This window comes from Mesorhizobium sp. B3-2-1 (assembly GCF_006439515.1).
Taxonomy (GTDB): domain Bacteria; phylum Pseudomonadota; class Alphaproteobacteria; order Rhizobiales; family Rhizobiaceae; genus Mesorhizobium.
The window spans coordinates 67,316-84,622 of record NZ_VFTI01000027.1 but is presented as its reverse complement, the minus strand read 5'-3'; the positions used below and the strand labels follow the sequence as shown (position 1 = coordinate 84,622).

General features: G+C 64.6%; 15 protein-coding genes. All 15 read left to right on the top strand.

Translation table 11 applies throughout. The features are described 5' to 3' along the window. Window positions 1–91: 91 nt before the first annotated feature. The 15 genes from mraZ (at window position 92) to ftsA (ending at window position 17,264) form a co-directional block, all read left to right on the top strand. On the top strand, window positions 92–565 hold the full coding sequence (gene mraZ / locus FJW08_RS24605) for a division/cell wall cluster transcriptional repressor MraZ (RefSeq protein ID WP_140812662.1): 474 nt from the start codon (window positions 92–94) through the stop codon (window positions 563–565). Beyond that, complete coding sequence (rsmH, locus tag FJW08_RS24600) at window positions 562–1,578, top strand: 16S rRNA (cytosine(1402)-N(4))-methyltransferase RsmH (protein WP_140812651.1); 1,017 nt, start codon at window positions 562–564, stop codon at window positions 1,576–1,578. Before mraZ ends, rsmH begins: the two co-directional genes overlap by 4 nt. Before the next feature lie 4 nt (window positions 1,579–1,582). Then, window positions 1,583–1,978, top strand: a complete 396-nt coding sequence (locus FJW08_RS24595) for a hypothetical protein (RefSeq protein ID WP_140812650.1) — start codon at window positions 1,583–1,585, stop codon at window positions 1,976–1,978. After that, a complete protein-coding gene (locus FJW08_RS24590; RefSeq protein WP_140758162.1) occupies window positions 1,975–3,699 on the top strand; it encodes a penicillin-binding protein 2 in 1,725 nt (574 codons plus the stop codon). Before FJW08_RS24595 ends, FJW08_RS24590 begins: the two co-directional genes overlap by 4 nt. A gap of 54 nt (window positions 3,700–3,753) precedes the next feature. Next, entirely contained in the window at window positions 3,754–5,202 is a 1,449-nt protein-coding gene (locus tag FJW08_RS24585) for a UDP-N-acetylmuramoyl-L-alanyl-D-glutamate--2,6-diaminopimelate ligase (protein WP_140812649.1), read from the top strand. Continuing rightward, window positions 5,199–6,656, top strand: coding sequence for a UDP-N-acetylmuramoylalanyl-D-glutamyl-2,6-diaminopimelate--D-alanyl-D-alanine ligase (locus tag FJW08_RS24580; protein WP_140812648.1), 1,458 nt, complete (start codon window positions 5,199–5,201; stop codon window positions 6,654–6,656). The genes FJW08_RS24585 and FJW08_RS24580 overlap by 4 nt, the downstream gene beginning before the upstream one ends. Window positions 6,657–6,673: 17 nt before the next feature. Continuing rightward, window positions 6,674–7,756, top strand: coding sequence for a phospho-N-acetylmuramoyl-pentapeptide-transferase (mraY, locus tag FJW08_RS24575; RefSeq protein WP_140758159.1), 1,083 nt, complete (start codon window positions 6,674–6,676; stop codon window positions 7,754–7,756). A gap of 8 nt (window positions 7,757–7,764) precedes the next feature. Beyond that, on the top strand, window positions 7,765–9,165 hold the full coding sequence (murD, locus tag FJW08_RS24570; RefSeq protein ID WP_140812647.1) for a UDP-N-acetylmuramoyl-L-alanine--D-glutamate ligase: 1,401 nt from the start codon (window positions 7,765–7,767) through the stop codon (window positions 9,163–9,165). Continuing rightward, window positions 9,165–10,316 carry a putative lipid II flippase FtsW gene (ftsW, locus tag FJW08_RS24565; RefSeq protein ID WP_140812646.1) on the top strand — a complete coding sequence of 384 codons (1,152 nt, stop codon included), beginning with the start codon at window positions 9,165–9,167 and terminating at the stop codon, window positions 10,314–10,316. The genes murD and ftsW overlap by 1 nt, the downstream gene beginning before the upstream one ends. A 1-nt stretch (window position 10,317) precedes the next feature. Beyond that, on the top strand, window positions 10,318–11,445 hold the full coding sequence (gene murG / locus FJW08_RS24560) for an undecaprenyldiphospho-muramoylpentapeptide beta-N-acetylglucosaminyltransferase (protein ID WP_140812645.1): 1,128 nt from the start codon (window positions 10,318–10,320) through the stop codon (window positions 11,443–11,445). Continuing rightward, window positions 11,442–12,842, top strand: a complete 1,401-nt coding sequence (gene murC, locus FJW08_RS24555; protein WP_140812644.1) for a UDP-N-acetylmuramate--L-alanine ligase — start codon at window positions 11,442–11,444, stop codon at window positions 12,840–12,842. The genes murG and murC overlap by 4 nt, the downstream gene beginning before the upstream one ends. Further along, on the top strand, window positions 12,839–13,804 hold the full coding sequence (gene murB / locus FJW08_RS24550) for a UDP-N-acetylmuramate dehydrogenase (protein ID WP_140812643.1): 966 nt from the start codon (window positions 12,839–12,841) through the stop codon (window positions 13,802–13,804). Before murC ends, murB begins: the two co-directional genes overlap by 4 nt. 300 nt (window positions 13,805–14,104) lie before the next feature. Then, window positions 14,105–15,031, top strand: coding sequence for a D-alanine--D-alanine ligase (locus FJW08_RS24545; RefSeq protein WP_140812642.1), 927 nt, complete (start codon window positions 14,105–14,107; stop codon window positions 15,029–15,031). Further along, complete coding sequence (locus tag FJW08_RS24540; RefSeq protein ID WP_140812641.1) at window positions 15,019–15,960, top strand: cell division protein FtsQ/DivIB; 942 nt, start codon at window positions 15,019–15,021, stop codon at window positions 15,958–15,960. The genes FJW08_RS24545 and FJW08_RS24540 overlap by 13 nt, the downstream gene beginning before the upstream one ends. After that, the gene (gene ftsA, locus FJW08_RS24535; protein ID WP_140812640.1) at window positions 15,957–17,264 is read left to right on the top strand and encodes a cell division protein FtsA; all 1,308 of its coding nucleotides are present in this window, start codon (window positions 15,957–15,959) and stop codon (window positions 17,262–17,264) included. The genes FJW08_RS24540 and ftsA overlap by 4 nt, the downstream gene beginning before the upstream one ends. Window positions 17,265–17,307 lie beyond the last annotated feature (43 nt).

The following is a 17,307-nucleotide window of genomic DNA, read 5'->3' as shown; positions in this document are numbered from 1 at the left end:
GACGAGGTGGGTGCGGGGCAGGCAACGCGCGGCGGTGGCGCGTGCGACACGACGAAGAGGGGTGCGGCGGCGCAAGCGGCTGCAACGTGTGATGGACCGGTTTCTGTCGAACACGGTGAGCAGGATCGATGCGAAGGGGCGGGTGTCCGTTCCTGCGCATTTTCGTGCCGTGGTGCAGAAGCGCGGCTATTCGGAACTCTATGCGCTGCGCTGCCTGGACCTGCCGGCGATGGATGTCGGCGGGCTAGACCTGCTCGACCGCTACGAGCAGCGCATCGCGCGGGAAGACCCGTTCCTGCAGACGGCGGACGACATGTCGTTCTTCTGCCATGGCGACGGCGCATTCCTGAAACTCGACCAGGACGGCCGTATCACCATGACCGACTTCATTCGCGAGCATGCCGGCATCTCTGCGGAAGTGGCCTTTGTCGGGCGCGGCAATTTCTTTCAGATCTGGGAGCCGGGGCGGCTTGCGGCCTATGGGGCGCAGGCGCGGGCCAGGCTTTTGCAGCTTCGGCAGGGGACGAAGGCTCACGAGGTCAAGGCTGGGGAGCGACCGGAATGACGGTGGGCCACGGCGATGATATCAACGCCGTTGGCGGATCGGTCCGCCACATTCCGGTCCTCCTTGGCGAAGTGCTGGAAGCGCTGGCGCCGGTGGAAGGCGACATCATCATCGACGGTACGTTCGGCGCCGGCGGCTACACCAAGGCCATCCTGGCCGCGGGCGCGTCCGTGGTTGCCATCGACCGTGATCCCGATGCCATAGCGGCCGGCCGCGACCTCGAGGCGCGGTCCGGGGGCCGGCTGAAGCTCGTGCAGGCGCCGTTCTCGACGCTCGACGAACACATCGAAAGCGCCGATGGCATCGTGCTCGACATCGGCGTCTCCTCGATGCAGCTCGACCAGGCCGAGCGCGGCTTTTCCTTCCGCAACGACGGACCGCTCGACATGCGCATGGCGCAGGCGGGCCTCAGCGCCGCCGATGTCGTCAACAGCTTCAAGCCGGGCGACCTTGCCCGCATCTTCGGCTTCCTCGGCGAGGAGCGTCATGCCGGCCGCATCGCCCGCATGATCGAGGCGCGCCGGGAAAAACGCCCGTTCGAGCGCACGCTGGAACTCGCCGACGCGATCGAGACGCATATCGGCCGCGCGCCGAAGGACAAGATCCATCCGGCGACGCGCGTCTTCCAGGCGCTGCGCATCTTCGTCAATGACGAGCTCGGCGAATTGGCCAAGGCGCTGTTCGCGGCCGAACGCGCGCTGAAGCCGGGCGGACGCCTTGTCGTGGTGACGTTCCATTCGCTGGAAGACCGCATCGTCAAGCGCTTCATAGCCGACCGAGCCGACGCCATGACCGGCTCGCGCCACATGCCGGAGGCGCAGGCCCGCACCGCGACCTTCCGCAAGGCTGGTGGTGGCGTGACGGCAGGTGACGCCGAGGTTGCGGCCAACCCGCGCGCCCGTTCGGCCAGGCTGCGTGCCGCGATCCGCACCGAGGCGCCGGCGCGCAGCGGCGATTTTTCGATCTTCGGCCTTCCAAAACTTCCCGGCATCGACCGGCCGGGGGAGAGGTAAGCACGTGTTTCGTACCAGCGATATCATCCTGATCGCCGTCATGGTTTCGGCCGCCGCCCTGACCTACAAGGCCAAGCGCGAGGCCGAGGACCAGTTGACGGCCGTGCAGAAGATCCATGCCGAGATACGCTACGAGGAAGACACGATCGACCTGCTCAAGGCCGACTGGAGCCTGCTCACCCAGCCGTCGCGGCTGCAAAAGCTGGCCGAGCTCTACAAATCGCAGCTCGCACTGGAGCCGGTCAGTGCCCGGCAGATCGTGGGCCTGGGCGACCTGCCGGCCAAGGCGCTCGACATCCAGGACATCCTGAATGGGAGCCAGGGCGCCATGGCCGACAATTCCGACAAGGCGCCCTCGGGCGACAAGGATCCCGTCGTGACCGGAGACATCGCCCAATGATCGGCAAACTGCTGAAGCGCTTCGCCGCGGTAGGCCGCGCCAGGACTGGCGGGGACGGGTCGATCGTGGTCGAAGGCGCCCGCAAGGCGACCGGCGGCAAGGGCAAGGCGCGCATCGTGATGACGATGGCGGTGTTCTTCGGCATCTTCTCTACCATATCGGGGCGGCTGGTCTATCTCGGTTTCCAGACACCGGACCTGTCGGGCGGCCCGCAGAGCCGGGTGACCGCGTCACGCCCGGATATTGTCGATCGCAACGGCGAGGTGCTGGCCACCGACATCAAGACGGCGTCGCTGTTCGCCGAGCCGCGCCGCATCGTCGATGCCGACGAGGCGATCGAGAAGCTGTCGACGGTGCTGCCCGAAATCGACTACGAGCAGACCTATCACAAGCTGAAGAGCGGCGCAGGCTTCGTCTGGCTGCAGCGGCAGCTGACGCCCAAGCAGCAGGCCGACATCATGCAGCTCGGCATTCCCGGCTTCGGCTTCCGCACCGAAAAGCGCCGTTTCTATCCGAGCGGCGAAACCTCATCCTACGTTGTCGGCCTGACCAACATCGACAACCAGGGCATCTCCGGCATGGAGAAATATATCGATGAGCAGGGACTGAGCGACCTGCAGGCATCGGGCCTGGCGGTGGCGAAGGATCTCAGGCCGGTGAAGCTTTCGATCGATCTGCGCGTCCAGCATGTGGTGCGCGACGAGATCGCCGCCGGCCTGGAGCGCTATCGCGCCATCGGCGCCGGCGCAGTCGTGCTCAACGTCAAGACCGGCGAAGTGGTGGCCATGGCCTCGGTGCCGGATTTTGATCCGAACAACCCCTATAATGCACAGGAAAAGGACCGGCTGAACCGGATGTCGGCGGGCCTTTATGAGATGGGGTCGACCTTCAAGAGCTTCACCTCGGCCATGGCGCTCGATTCCGGCAAGGCGACGATGTCAAGCCGCTTCGACGCTTCGCATCCAATCCGGGTCGGTCATCAGGCCATTCACGATTTCCACGGCAAGAACCGTGTGCTGTCGTTGCCGGAGGTGTTCCTCTATTCGTCCAACATCGGGTCGGCCAGGGAGGCCGAACTGGTCGGCATCGAGGCGCACCGTGAATTCCTGCATCGTCTTGGTATTCTGGAAAGGATGCAGACCGAGTTGCCGGAAGTCGCGCGTCCGACTGAACCGAAGGTCTGGAAACAGGTGAATTCGTTCACGATCGCCTTCGGCCATGGCGTGTCGACGACACCGCTGCAGGCGGCTGTCGGCTGCGCGGCGTTGATGAATGGCGGCTTCCTGATGAACCCTACCTTCCTAGTACGTACTCAGCAGGAAGCCATGGCCACCGCCAAGAGGGTTGTGAGCGAAAAGACCGTCGAGGGCATGCGCTACCTCTATTCGCTCAATGCCGAGAAGGGGTCGGCCAGAAACGCCCGGGTTCCCGGCTACCGCGTCGGCGGCAAGACCGGAACGGCCGAGAAGGTCATCAACGGCCGTTACTCGAAGGAGTTGAATTTCAACACGTTTGTCGCCGCATTCCCGATGGACGATCCGCAATATCTGGTGTTCACGATCGCCGACGCCCCGCATCCCGAAAAGCCCGGGATGACGGACGTCGCGGCCAACAATGCGGGGGTGATGGCCGGCAATATTATCAGGCGTGCAGCGGCCATGCTTGGCGTGAAGCCAGATTTCAGCCATGAAAATGGTGCAACGCTGGTTTCCTATCAGTGATTCTTGGGGCGCGCCGGCAACTGCGCGCTATTTTGTTGCGGTGAACGGGACTCGATGAAGCTCAAAGATCTAGCCGGTATCCTGCCAGTCGAAGGAACAGCTTCCGCCGATCTGGAGGTTACCGGCATCTCGTCGGATTCCCGCCAGGTAAAACCCGGCGTCGTCTTTTTCGCGCTTGCCGGAACCAAGGCCGATGGCGCGAGCTACGCCGCCGATGCGGCCCGGCGTGGCGCTGCCGCGATCGTCGCGGACAAAGCCCTTGCCGATCTGCCGGTTCCGGTGCTGGCGGTCGATGATCCGCGCCTGGCACTGGCGTTGAGTGCCGCCCGCTATTTCGGCAGACAGCCGCAAACCATGGTCGCCGTGACTGGTACCAGCGGCAAGACGTCGGTCGCCGCCTTCACCAGGCAGATATGGGAGCAGGCGGGATACGCAGCCGCCTCGATCGGCACCACCGGCGTGGTCGCGCCCGGCCGCAACGAATATGGTTCGCTGACGACACCCGATCCGGTCGCCCTGCACCAGTTGCTGAGGGAATTGGCCGTTGCCGGCGTCACCCACGCCTCGATGGAGGCCTCCAGCCACGGGCTCGACCAGCGCCGCCTCGACGGGGTGAAGCTCTCGGCTGGCGGCTTCACCAATCTCGGCCGCGACCACATGGATTACCATCCGACGATCGAGGATTATCATCGCGCCAAATTGCGCCTGTTCGATACGCTGCTGCCGAAGGGTGCACCCGCCGTCGTCTTCGCCGACGACCCGTGGTCGGAACCGACGATAAAGGCGGCGCGGACCGCCGGGCTCGACGTGCTGACGGTCGGCCGCCATGGCGACTTCCTCAGGCTGAAGCGGGTCGAGCACGAGCGTCATCGCCAGCGCGCCGAGGTCGAGGCCAACGGTGTGATCCACGAGATCGACCTGCCGCTCGCCGGCGATTTCCAGATCGCGAATGCGCTGGTTTCGGCGGGGCTTGCCATTTCCACCGGAACACCTGTCGCCAAGGCCTTGGCTGCATTGGAGAAATTGAAAGGCGCACCGGGCCGGCTCGACCTGGTCGGAACCACGGCGAGTGGCGCGCCGGTCTATGTCGATTACGCCCACAAGCCCGATGCGCTGGAGAATGTTCTGGCCTCGGTGCGTCCGTTCACCACCGGGCGCGTGATGGTCGTGTTCGGCTGCGGCGGCGACCGTGACCGGGGGAAGCGAGCGATCATGGGCGAGATCGCGACACGTCTTGCCGATGTCGTCATCGTCACCGACGACAATCCGCGCTCCGAGGCGCCCGAAACCATCCGCGCCGCCATTCTTGCCGCCGCGCCCGGCGCCATCGAGATCGGCGACCGGCGCAAGGCAATCCACGAGGCTGTCGGCATGCTGCATGCCGGCGACACGCTGATAGTCGCCGGCAAGGGCCATGAGGAAGGCCAGACGATCGGCTCGGAAACCCTGCATTTCTCCGACCACGAGGAAGTGCGCGCCGCGCTCAGGGAGCGTGCCGCATGAGTTTGCTGTGGACTTCGGAAGCGCTGGTTGCCGCCACGGACGGGCGGCCGCTCGGCCCGATGCCCGAAGGCATATCGGGCATTTCGATCGACAGCCGCAGCCTGCAGCCGGGCGAGGCTTTCTTTGCCATCAAGGGCGAGACGATGGACGGCCATGATTTCGTCACCGCGGCCATCAAGGCCGGCGCCGGCGTGCTGGTGGTGGCGGAAGGCAAGCTGCCGTCTCTCGGCCGGTTGACCGCGCCGATCATCGTCGTCGAGGATGTGCTGGTTGCGCTGGAAAAGCTCGGTATCGCGGCGCGCGCTCGCTCGCAGGCCAAGATCATCGCGGTGACCGGCTCCGCGGGCAAGACCACGACCAAGGAGGCGCTTCGCCACGTGCTTTCGGCCGTCGGCAAGGTGCATGCCTCGGCGCAATCCTTCAACAACCATTGGGGCGTGCCGCTGACGCTGGCGCGCATGGCGGCCGATTGCGACTATGCCGTGTTCGAGATCGGCATGAACCATCCCGACGAGATCCGGCCGCTGGTGAAGATGGTGCGGCCGCATGTCGCCATCGTCACCATGATCGCGGCCGCGCATCTTGGCTTCTTTCGCAACCTGGACGAGATCGCCAAGGCCAAGGCCGAGATTTTCGAAGGGCTGGAGCCTGGTGGTGCCGCGGTCCTCAACCGCGACGATGCGCGTTTCAAGCTGCTGGACAAGATGGCACAGGCTGCCGGCGTCGAGCATGTCTATGGCTTCGGCGAGAATGCGCGCTCGACCTTCAAGCTGGCCAAGTGCGAGTTGCATGCCGACCATTCCGACATCGCCGCCAGGATCGGCGGTCACGATATGATCGCTCGTATCGGAGCTCCCGGCCGGCACATGGTGCAGAACGTGTTGGCGGTGCTTGGTGCCGCGCATCTGGTCGGCGCCGATCTCGACAAGGTGGCATTGGCGCTGGCCGATCTGTCGGCCGAGCGCGGGCGCGGCAAACGCCATGTGCTGCGGCACGCCGGTGGCTCGACTTCGAGCCAACTCGGTGGCTCGATCACGCTGATCGACGAAAGCTACAACGCCAATCCGGCCTCGATGGCGGCCGCCATGGCGCTGCTCAACGCGACGCCGGTGACGGGCGAGGGCCGACGCATCGCCGTGCTTGGCGACATGCTCGAACTCGGCGACCATTCGGCCAAGCTGCATGCCGCTCTTGCCGATCTCATCGTCGGCACGGGCACGCGGACAGTCTTTCTAGGCGGGCCGGAAATGCGGGCGCTGGCGGAAGCGCTGCCGGGCGACATCAGCACGGAATACCGCGCCGGCGTCGAGGAGTTGAAGCCGGTGCTGCTCGCCGCGCTGAAGCCGGGCGACGTGGTGATGATCAAATCGTCGAAGGGCATCGGTTTTGCAAAACTGGTCGATGCGCTGCTGGGCAAATTCCCGGCCGAGACGACAACAAGCAACCAGACCTAGTCGGGGACGAAAAGCGCATGTTCACACTGCTGGTCGATTTCGCGGACAAGGTCTCCGTCTTCAACGTCTTCCGCTACATCACGTTCCGCACCGGCGGGGCGCTGATCACCTCGGCGCTGATCGTTTTCATCTTCGGGCCGACCATCATCAATTCGCTGCGGCTCAGGCAAGGCAAGGGCCAACCGATCCGCGCCGACGGGCCGCAGACGCATTTCAAGAAGGCGGGCACGCCGACGATGGGCGGACTGATGATCCTGTCCGGCATCATCGGCTCGTCGCTTTTATGGGCGAACCTGTCGAGCATCTATGTCTGGGTGGTGCTTTTGGTGACAATCGGCTTCGGTTCGATCGGCTTCTACGACGACTATCTGAAGGTGACCAAGCAGTCGCATCTCGGCTTTTCCGGCAAAGCGCGGCTTGCGTTGGAATTCGTTATCGCCGGCATCGCCGCCTGGGTGATCATGCACAATGGCCAGGCGCCGTTCTCGTCGTCGCTGACATTCCCCTTCGCCAAGGAATTCATCATCAACCTCGGCTGGTTCTTCGTTCCGTTCTCCTGCTTCGTGATCGTCGGCGCCGGCAATGCGGTGAACCTGACCGACGGTCTCGACGGCCTGGCGATCGTGCCGATCATGATCGCGGCGGCGTCCTTCGGCGTCATCGCCTATCTCTCGGGCAATGCGGTGTTCGCCGAATATCTGCAGATCCATTTCGTGCCCGGCACAGGTGAACTGGCGGTCGTGCTTGGCGCGGTCATCGGCGCTGGCCTCGGTTTCCTCTGGTTCAACGCGCCGCCGGCGGCGATCTTCATGGGCGACACCGGATCGCTGGCCATGGGCGGCCTGATCGGCACGGTCGCGGTCGCCACCAAGCACGAGATCGTGCTCGTCATCGTCGGTGGCCTGTTCGTGGTCGAGATCTTCTCCGTCATCATCCAGGTCGGCTACTTCAAGATGACCGGCAAGCGCGTGTTCCTGATGGCGCCGATCCATCATCATTTCGAAAAGCTCGGCTGGACCGAAAGCCAGGTGGTGATCCGCTTCTGGATCATCGCCGTCATCCTGGCGCTGGTCGGCCTCTCCACCCTCAAACTCAGATAGGCCGCCATTTGATCCCCGCCGCATCCTTCGCAGGCAAGCGTGTTTCGCTCTTCGGGCTCGGCGGCTCGGGGATCGCCACGGCGCGCGCGCTGATCGAGGGCGGCGCCGAGGTGCTGGCCTGGGACGACAATCCCGACAGCGTCGCCAAGGCGGCCGCCACCGGCATCGCCACCGGCGATCTGCGTGGCGCCGACTGGGCCGGCTTTTCCGCCTTCGTGCTGTCGCCCGGCGTGCCGCTGACCCATCCCAAGCCGCACTGGACAGTGGAACTGGCGCGTGGGGCCGGCGTCGAGGTCATCGGCGATATCGAGCTGTTCTGCAGGGAGCGGACGCAGCGTGCGCCGGATGCTCCCTTCATCGCCATCACCGGCACCAACGGCAAGTCGACGACGACCGCACTGACGGCGCATATCCTTCAAGCTTCCGGGCGCGACACGCAGATGGGCGGCAATATCGGCCGCGCGGTGATGACGCTCGATCCGCCGAAGCCCGACCGGCACTATGTGGTCGAATGCTCGTCCTACCAGATCGACCTTGCGCCCTCGATCAATCCGACGGCCGGCATCCTGCTCAACCTGACGCCGGACCATCTCGACCGCCACGGCACCATGCAGCACTACGCTTCGATCAAGGAGCGGCTGGTGGCGGGCAGCGACACGGCGATCATCGGCATCGACGATTCCTGGTGTGCGCAGATCGCCGAGCGGCTGGAGCGGGCGGGGCGGCAGGTCATCCGCATTTCCAAGCGCCTGCCGCTGACCGACGGCTATTTCGCCGACGGTACCGATCTGATGGAGGCGGTGCATGGCCGCTACAGCCGGGTCGCCTTTCTCGAAGGCGTCGGCTCGCTGCGCGGCCAGCACAATGCGCAGAACGCGCTGGCCGCCGTCGCCGCCTGCCTCAAGGTTGGGCTCGACCTCGGTGAGATACAGTCCGGACTGGAAAGCTTCCCGGGTCTCGCCCATCGCATGGAGCAGGTCGGCCGCAAGGATCATGTGCTGTTCGTCAACGATTCCAAGGCGACCAATGCCGATGCCGCGGCACCGGCGCTGTCCAGCTTCAGCCGCGTTTACTGGATCGCCGGCGGCCTGCCCAAGGAAGGCGGCATCGAGCCGCTGCGCGGCTTCTTCCCGCGCATCGCCAAGGCCTATCTGATCGGCGAGGCCGCCCCCGCCTTTTCGGCGACGCTCGGCGAGGCCGTGCCCTACGAGATTTCGGGCACCCTGGCGGCCGCCGTCGAGCATGCCGCGCATGACGCGGCCAAAGACGACGGCGGCGAGGCGGTGGTGCTGTTGTCGCCGGCCTGCGCCAGTTTCGACCAGTTCAAGAATTTCGAGGTCCGTGGCGAAGCCTTCAGGCAAGCTGCGAGCGCTATAGATGGCGTCAAACCCATCGGAGGGGCACGATAATGCAGAGCCGTCTCGACAAAAGTCCGGTCGCAACCTGGTGGTGGACCATCGATCGCTGGTTCCTGGCGGCGTTCCTGTCGCTGATGGGGCTCGGCATCGTATTATCCTTCGCGGCAAGCCCCGCGGTCGCCGAACGCATCGGCCTCGACAGTTTCCATTTCGCCACCCGGCAGATCATCTTCACCGTACCTGCGCTCGGCGTGATGCTGGCGGTCTCCTTCCTCGATTCCAGGCAGATCCGGCGCATGTCGCTGATCATGCTGTGCCTGATGCTGGTGCTGATGGTGGCGGTGCTCTATGTCGGCGTCGAGGTGAAGGGGGCGCGCCGCTGGGTGTCGCTCGCCGGCCTGTCGATCCAGCCTTCGGAATTCCTCAAACCGGCCTTCGTCATCATGTGCGCCTGGCTGTTCGCCGAACACAAGCGCCAGCCCGACATTCCCGGCAATCTGTTCGCCATGCTGCTGCTGGTGCTGGTCGTGTCGTTGCTGGTGGCGCAGCCGGACCTCGGCCAGACCATGCTGACCACCGGCACCTGGGGCATCATGTTCTTCATGGCGGGGCTGCCATGGCTTTGGATCATCGTGCTTGGCGCCGCCGGCGTCGGCGGCGTCTTCGCCGCCTATACGGTGTTTCCGCACGTCGCGCTGCGTATCGACAAGTTCCTCACCGGCGAAGGCGACACGTTCCAGGTCGACATGGGCCGCGATGCGCTGATCAATGGCGGCTGGTTCGGCGTCGGGCCCGGCGAGGGCACCGTCAAGCGGGTCATCCCCGACAGCCATGCCGACTTCGTCTTCTCGGTCGCGGGCGAGGAATTCGGACTGATCATGTGCTTCTTCATCATGTCGATCTTCGCCTTCATCGTGCTGCGCGGCCTCAACAGTGCGCTGAAGGAGCATGACGACTTCACCCGTTATGCGGTCGGCGGTCTGGTCACCGTGTTCGGCCTGCAAGCCGTCATCAACATGTGCGTCAACCTGCAGCTTGTGCCGGCCAAGGGCATGACGCTGCCCTTCATCTCCTATGGCGGCTCCTCGCAGATCGCCATCGCCATCTCGATGGGGATGGTGCTGGCGCTGACGCGCAAGCGGCCGGAAAAGCGCAAGCAGATGGGCTTTACCCTGCCGCAGCGCGCCATGCCGGCGGAGTGACATGGCCAGAGGCGTTATCCTTCTCGCGGCGGGTGGAACCGGCGGACATCTGTTTCCAGCCGAAGCGCTGGCGCATGAACTGATCGAGCGCGGCTGGGCGGTGCATCTGGCGACCGACACCCGGGCCGAGCGGTTTGCCGCCCATTTCCCGGCGGCGGCCGTCCACCCGATCCAGTCGGCGACGTTAGGCTCGAAAAATCCTTTCGCCCTGCTTGGCGCCTTCTGGAAAATCTGGAGAGGCGTGCGTCAGGCCTCCGCCATCATCGGCAGGATCAAGCCGGAGGCCGTCGTGGGCTTTGGCGGCTATCCGACCTTGCCGCCCCTCTACGCGGCGACGCGGCGCAAGGTGCCGACGCTGATCCATGAGCAGAACGCGGTGATGGGGCGCGCCAACCGGGCTTTGGCCGGCCGTGTGGACGCCATCGCCGGCGGCTTCCTGCCGCAGGATGAGAGTGCGGCCGGCGCCAAGACGGTGACGACTGGCAATCCGGTCAGGCCGGCTGTGCTCGAAGCAGCCAGGACAGCTTACGTGGCTTCAACCGGGGACGAGCCTTTCCGCCTGCTGGTGTTCGGCGGCAGCCAGGGCGCGCAATTCTTTTCCGATGCGATGCCGGGGGCAGTCGCGCTGCTTTCGGATGCACAGCGCAGACGCCTTGTCATTACCCAACAAGCTCGCGCGGACGACGTGGCGCGGGTGAAAGCGGCCTATGCCGCGCTCGGCGTCGCCGTCGAGGTCTCGCCGTTTTTTACCGACATGGCGGCGCGCATAGCGGCGGCGCATCTGGTGATCTCGCGTTCCGGCGCCTCGACCGTGTCGGAGATCGCCGTCATCGGCCGGCCGGCGCTGCTGGTGCCCTATCCCTTCGCGCTCGACCACGACCAGGCGGCGAATGCAGCAGCGCTTGCCGCCGCCGGCGGCGGCGAAGTGCACGTGCAATCGTCGCTCTCGCCCGAGCGTATCGCGGCACTGCTCGGCGCCCTGATGGACCACCCGGAGCGGCTGGCGACGATGGCCGCAGCGGCCAAATCGGTCGGCAGGCCGGACGCGGCACGGTTGCTCGCCGACCTCACAGAGGCTATTGCGTCCCGCAAAACAGTATCGGATTTCAGGAAGGGGACGCACCCATGAAGATGCCGCAGACCATTGGCCTCGTGCATTTCATCGGCATTGGCGGCATCGGCATGAGCGGCATCGCCGAGGTGCTGCACAATCTCGGCTACAAGGTGCAAGGGTCCGACCAGGCCGACAGCGCCAATGTGCAGCGGCTGCGCGACAAGGGCATCGAATGCTTCGTCGGCCACAAGGCCGAGAATCTCGGTGACGCCGAGGTCATCGTCGTCTCGACGGCGATCAAGAAGTCGAATCCGGAACTGAAGGCAGCACGTGAAAAGCTGTTGCCGATCGTGCGCCGCGCCGAGATGCTGGCCGAGTTGATGCGTTTCCGTCAGGCTGTCGCCATCGGCGGCACGCATGGCAAGACGACGACGACCTCGATGGTGGCGGCGCTGCTGGAAGCCGGTGGGCTCGACCCGACCGTCATCAATGGCGGCATCATCAATGCCTATGGCACCAATGCGCGCATGGGCGACGGCGAGTGGATGGTGGTCGAAGCCGACGAAAGCGATGGCACCTTCCTCAAGTTGCCGGCAGAGATCGCCGTCGTCACCAACATCGATCCCGAGCATCTCGATCATTATGGCAACTTCGACAATGTGCGTGAGGCGTTCCGCCAGTTCGTCGAGAACGTGCCTTTCTATGGCTTCGGCGTGATGTGCACGGATCACCCGGAAGTGCAGGCGCTGGTCGGGCGCATCGAAGATCGGCGCGTCATCACCTATGGCGAGAACGCACAGGCCGATGTGCGGTTCACCAACCATCGCATGGCGGGTGCGACCTCGGAGTTCGATGTGATGATCCGCGACCGCAAGGGGCGCGGCCAGACGACGATAGCGGGCCTGCGCCTGCCGATGCCTGGCCACCACAATGTGTCCAACGCGACGGCCGCGATCGCGGTCGCGCACGAACTCGGCCTATCGGCCGAGGCGATCAAGAAGGGCCTGTCGTCCTTCGCCGGCGTCAAACGCCGCTTCACCCACACCGGTTCCTGGAACGGCGTCGACGTGTTCGACGACTACGGCCACCACCCGGTCGAGATCTCGGCGGTGCTGAAGGCGGCGCGCAGCGCCACCAATGGGCGCGTCATCGCCATTGCCCAGCCGCACCGCTTCACCAGGCTGCATGATCTGTTCAACGAGTTCTCCACCTGTTTCAACGATGCCGACACGGTGATGGTCGCCCCGGTCTACGCCGCCGGCGAAGAGCCGATCGACGGCGTGACCTCGGATGCGCTGGTGTCGCGCATCCGCGCCGGCGGCCATCGCGATGCCCGCTATATCGAGGGGCCGGCCGATATCGCGCCTGTCATCCGCGACATCGCCAAGCCCGGCGACTTCGTCGTCTTCCTGGGCGCCGGCAATATCACCCAATGGGCCTATGCGCTGCCGAAGGAGCTCGCCGCCTCATGATGAACGGCCAGGCCCTGATCGACAGACTTGGCGACCGGCTGGCCGGCCTGCGCGGCCGCATCACGCCTAATGCCGAGATGGACAAGATCACCTGGTTCCGGGCAGGCGGCCTTGCCGAGGCGCTGTTCCAGCCGGCCGACGACGAGGACCTTGCCGCGTTCCTCAAGGCGGTTCCCGAAGAGATCCCCCTGACGATTGTCGGCGTCGGCTCGAACCTTCTGGTCCGCGACGGCGGCATTCCGGGTTTCGTCGTCAGGCTTTCCGCCAAGGGCTTTGGCGAGGCCGAAGTCATTTCCCCGATCAGGATCAAGGCCGGTGCCGCCACGCCCGACAAGCGTGTGGCGGCGGTGGCGCTGGAGGCCGGCATTGGCGGCTTCCATTTCTACCACGGCATTCCAGGCGCCGTCGGCGGCGCGCTCAGGATGAACGCCGGCGCCAATGGCGTCGAGACGCGCGAGCGCGTCGTCGAGGTGCGGGCGCTCGACCGCGCGGGCAATGCCCAGACGTTGAGCAATGCCGAAATGGGCTATGCCTACCGCCATTCGGCGGCACCGTCCGGGCTGATCTTCACCTCGGCTGTGTTCGAAGGCTTTGCCGAGGACAAAGCGGCGATCAAGACGGCGATGGACGCGGTGCAGAACCACCGCGAAACCGTGCAGCCGATCCGCGAGAAGACAGGCGGCTCGACTTTCAAGAATCCCGAAGGCACCTCGGCCTGGAAGGAAATCGACAAGGCGGGTTGCCGCGGCCTGATGATCGGCGGCGCGCAGATGTCGCCGATGCATTGCAACTTCATGATCAACACCGGAACCGCGACCGGCTACGACCTCGAATATCTCGGCGAGACGGTACGCGCGCGGGTGCTCGAGCATTCCGGCATCCGCTTGCAGTGGGAGATCAAGCGCATCGGCAATTTCCGCTCCGGACATGCCGTGCAGGAGTTCCTTGGTCAGCTTCTTTAGCGCATCTTGAAGTTCACGTGATGCGTGAACTTCAACGGGATCGAAATGCCGTGAAACCGTTGCTCCGGGGACTCGGCGACTCGGTTTTCGCATCCATTTTCTCAGAAAGTGAATCTCTCGGAATCATAAGTACTTGCCAGTGAATCAACTCTCTGATTCTCTGCCCTAAAGCGTTTCCTGATTTGAGTCGTTCGACGCGTTACCCGCGTTTTCCGTCTGGGGGGCAACCTGCCGGGAGACTCGGACTCAATGTTGCGGAAATCTTGGATTTTGGTCCGCCGTGAGAGGGGATGACGGGGAATGAAGAGCAAGCATGTGGCCGTATTGCTGGGAGGTTTCTCGTCCGAGCGGCCCGTGTCTTTGTCTTCCGGAAAGGCCTGTGCCGATGCGCTGGAACAGGAAGGCTACCAGGTCAGCCGCGTCGATGTCGGGCGCGATGTCGGCTCGGTGCTTGCCGAGCTTAAGCCCGACGTCGCCTTCAATGCGCTGCATGGACCCTTTGGCGAGGACGGTACCATTCAGGGCATCCTCGAATATCTCGGCATTCGCTACACCCATTCCGGCGTGCTCGCCTCGGCGCTCGCCATGAACAAGGAGCAGGCGAAGAGGATCGTCAAACCGGTCGGCGTTCCCGTTGCCGAATCGAAGGTCACCAATCGCTTCTCCATCCAGAACAAGCACCCGATGAAGCCGCCCTATGTGGTCAAGCCGGTCAGCGAAGGATCGAGCTTTGGCGTCGTCATCGTGTCGGAGGGGCAGTCGCATCCACCGCAGGTGATCGGGTCATCCGAGTGGAAATATGGCGATATCGTCATGGTCGAGCGCTACATCCATGGGCGCGAGCTGACCTGCGCCGTCATGGGCGACGTGGCGCTTGGCGTCTGCGAGATCATCCCGACGGGCCATTCCTTCTACGACTACGATTCAAAATATGTCGCGGGCGGATCAAAACACGAATGCCCCGCAAAAGTTTCACCGAATATTTACCAAAAAATACAGACACTGGCGCTCAAGGCTCACCAAGCTGTCGGCTGTCGGGGCGTTTCCCGGTCGGACTTCCGTTATGACGATCGTCACTCCGAAAATGGCGAGGTTGTATGGCTCGAGGTCAACACTCAGCCGGGCATGACGCCGACGTCTCTGGTGCCTGAAATTGCCGCCCATGCCGGGCATTCGTTTGGTGAATTGTTGAGTTGGATGGTGGAGGACGCTTCGTGTCTGCGTTGAAATGGGGACAGGGCAAGGTGAGGGGCGCGGCCGGGCCGTCGCTGTTCGGCCTGCCATTGTCGTTAGACCATTTCGTCCTGCCACGCGTGCTTCGCCGCCCGGTGCGTATCCTGACGCGCCTGGCCGATGGTGAATTCCAGGCGCCGCGCTTCTCCGCCGCGATCATGTCGTCGGTGCTCCTGGCCTCGAGCGGGGCCTATGGCGCCTACCTTGGCGGTCATGCCGACGGCATCATTCAAAGCATCACCGCCCGCACCGGCTTTGCCGTCGATCAGGTCAAGGTGGTCGGCAACCGTCAGACTTCGGAGATCGACATTCTCGACAGGCTCGAACTCGATGGCTGGACGTCGCTGATTGGTTTCGATGCCGAGGCCGCGCGCGAACGCATCGCGACCCTGCCGTGGATCCAGGTCGCCGCGGTGCGCAAGGTCTATCCGCACACGCTGGAGGTGCGTGTCGAGGAGCGTGCGGCCTTCGCGCTTTGGCAGCAGGGCAATGATCTCTCGGTCATCGAAAAGAATGGCGCTGTCATCGCGCCATTCTCGGGCGGCAAGCAGGTGCTCCTGCCCCTGTTGATCGGCGCCGGCGCGCCCGCGAAGGCGCCCGATTTCCTGGCCAGGGTCGAACAATATCCCGACCTGGCCAGCCGCATCAAAGGCTATGTCCGTGTCGGCGAGCGGCGCTGGGACCTGAAGCTGGACAACGGCATCACCATCAAGCTGCCCGAGGATGACGAGGACAAGGCGCTCGCCGAACTCGTCAAGCTGGACCATGACAAGGGGCTGTTGTCGCGCGACATCGCCGCCGTCGACATGCGCCTGACGGACCGGCTGGTCGTGGAGCTGACGCCGCAGGCGGCAACGCAGCGCGAGGCCGCGCTCAACGAGAAACCAAAGGCCCTCAAGCGCAAGCCGGAGACGAAGATATGAGCTGGCTTGGCGGTTCTGGCGATGCCTCGTCGCGCCGGTCGGGCACCCTGACGGTGCTGGATGTCGGCTCGAACAAGGTCTGCTGCATGGTGGCCAAGCTCAAGCCGAACGATGAAGGCAAGCTTTTGCGCGGTCGCTCGCACCGGGTCCAGGTGATCGGCATCGGACACCAGAAATCGCAAGGCGTGAAGTCGGGCGTCGTCGTCGATCTCGATCGCGCCGAGCATGCCATCCGCCTCTCCGTCGATGCCGCCGAGCGCATGGCTGGGCTGACGGTCGATTCGCTGATCGTCAACATGACCGCCGGACGGCTGAAGAGTGAAGCCTTTTCGGCCACCATCAACCTTGGCGGCCACGAGGCCGACGAGGCCGACATCAAGCGCGTGCTCGGCGCCGGCGCCAAGCAGGCGCTCAAGTCCGAACGCGAGGTGATCCATTCACTGCCAGTCGGCTTCTCGCTGGACGCCGAGCGCGGCGTGCGCGATCCGCGCGGCATGGTGGGCGATGCGCTTGGCGTCGACATGCATGTGCTGACGGGTGACGCGGCGCCGATGCGCAATTTGGAGCTCTCCATCAACCGTTCGCACCTGTCGGTCGAACGCATGGTGGCGACGCCCTATGCCAGCGGGCTGGCGGCACTCGTCGACGACGAGCTGGAGCTCGGAGCCGCCTGCATCGACATGGGCGGCGGTACGACGACGATCTCGGTGTTTTCGGAAGGCAAGTTCGTTCATGGCGATGCCATCGCCATCGGTGGCAACCATGTGACGCTCGACATGGCCAAGGGGCTTTCGACCTCGCTCGATGCGGCCGAGCGGCTGAAGGTGATGCACGGCTCGGCGCTGCCGGGCAGCGCCGACGATCGTGACCTGATCTCGATCCAGCCGATCGGCGACGATGGCGACGTGCCGCTGCAGATTCCGCGTTCGGTGATGACGCGCATCGTGCGCGCACGCATCGACGAGACGCTCGAACTCCTGCGCGACCGGCTCAACAAATCCGGTTACGGCAATGCGGTCGGCAAGCGCGTCGTGCTCACCGGCGGCGCCAGCCAACTGGCCGGCCTGCCCGAGGCGGCACGCCGCATCCTGGGGCGCAATGTGCGCATCGGCCGCCCGCTCGGCGTGGCGGGCCTGCCCGAAGCGGCGAAAGGGCCGGCTTTCTCGGCTGCGGTCGGGCTTCTGATCTATCCGCAGATGGCGAGCTTCGAGAGCCATCCGGCGAAAGGCATTTCCGGTCTCAGGATGACCGGAACGGGCGGAAAACTGCATCGCATGAGTCAGTGGTTGAGAGACAGTTTCTAATTGACGGGGACAGCCCCATAGGCGGCCGCGGCGGCGAAGCGGC

What these genes read in the sequence shown, in the direction of transcription:
- mraZ (WP_140812662.1), top strand. Translation starts at nt 92, where the DNA reads ATGGACCGGTTTCTGTCGAACACGGTGAGCAGGATCGATGCGAAGGGG.
- rsmH (WP_140812651.1), top strand. Translation starts at nt 562, where the DNA reads ATGACGGTGGGCCACGGCGATGATATCAACGCCGTTGGCGGATCGGTC.
- FJW08_RS24590 (WP_140758162.1), top strand. Translation starts at nt 1,975, where the DNA reads ATGATCGGCAAACTGCTGAAGCGCTTCGCCGCGGTAGGCCGCGCCAGG.
- FJW08_RS24585 (WP_140812649.1), top strand. Translation starts at nt 3,754, where the DNA reads ATGAAGCTCAAAGATCTAGCCGGTATCCTGCCAGTCGAAGGAACAGCT.
- FJW08_RS24580 (WP_140812648.1), top strand. Translation starts at nt 5,199, where the DNA reads ATGAGTTTGCTGTGGACTTCGGAAGCGCTGGTTGCCGCCACGGACGGG.
- mraY (WP_140758159.1), top strand. Translation starts at nt 6,674, where the DNA reads ATGTTCACACTGCTGGTCGATTTCGCGGACAAGGTCTCCGTCTTCAAC.
- ftsW (WP_140812646.1), top strand. Translation starts at nt 9,165, where the DNA reads ATGCAGAGCCGTCTCGACAAAAGTCCGGTCGCAACCTGGTGGTGGACC.
- murG (WP_140812645.1), top strand. Translation starts at nt 10,318, where the DNA reads ATGGCCAGAGGCGTTATCCTTCTCGCGGCGGGTGGAACCGGCGGACAT.
- murC (WP_140812644.1), top strand. Translation starts at nt 11,442, where the DNA reads ATGAAGATGCCGCAGACCATTGGCCTCGTGCATTTCATCGGCATTGGC.
- murB (WP_140812643.1), top strand. Translation starts at nt 12,839, where the DNA reads ATGATGAACGGCCAGGCCCTGATCGACAGACTTGGCGACCGGCTGGCC.
- FJW08_RS24545 (WP_140812642.1), top strand. Translation starts at nt 14,105, where the DNA reads ATGAAGAGCAAGCATGTGGCCGTATTGCTGGGAGGTTTCTCGTCCGAG.
- ftsA (WP_140812640.1), top strand. Translation starts at nt 15,957, where the DNA reads ATGAGCTGGCTTGGCGGTTCTGGCGATGCCTCGTCGCGCCGGTCGGGC.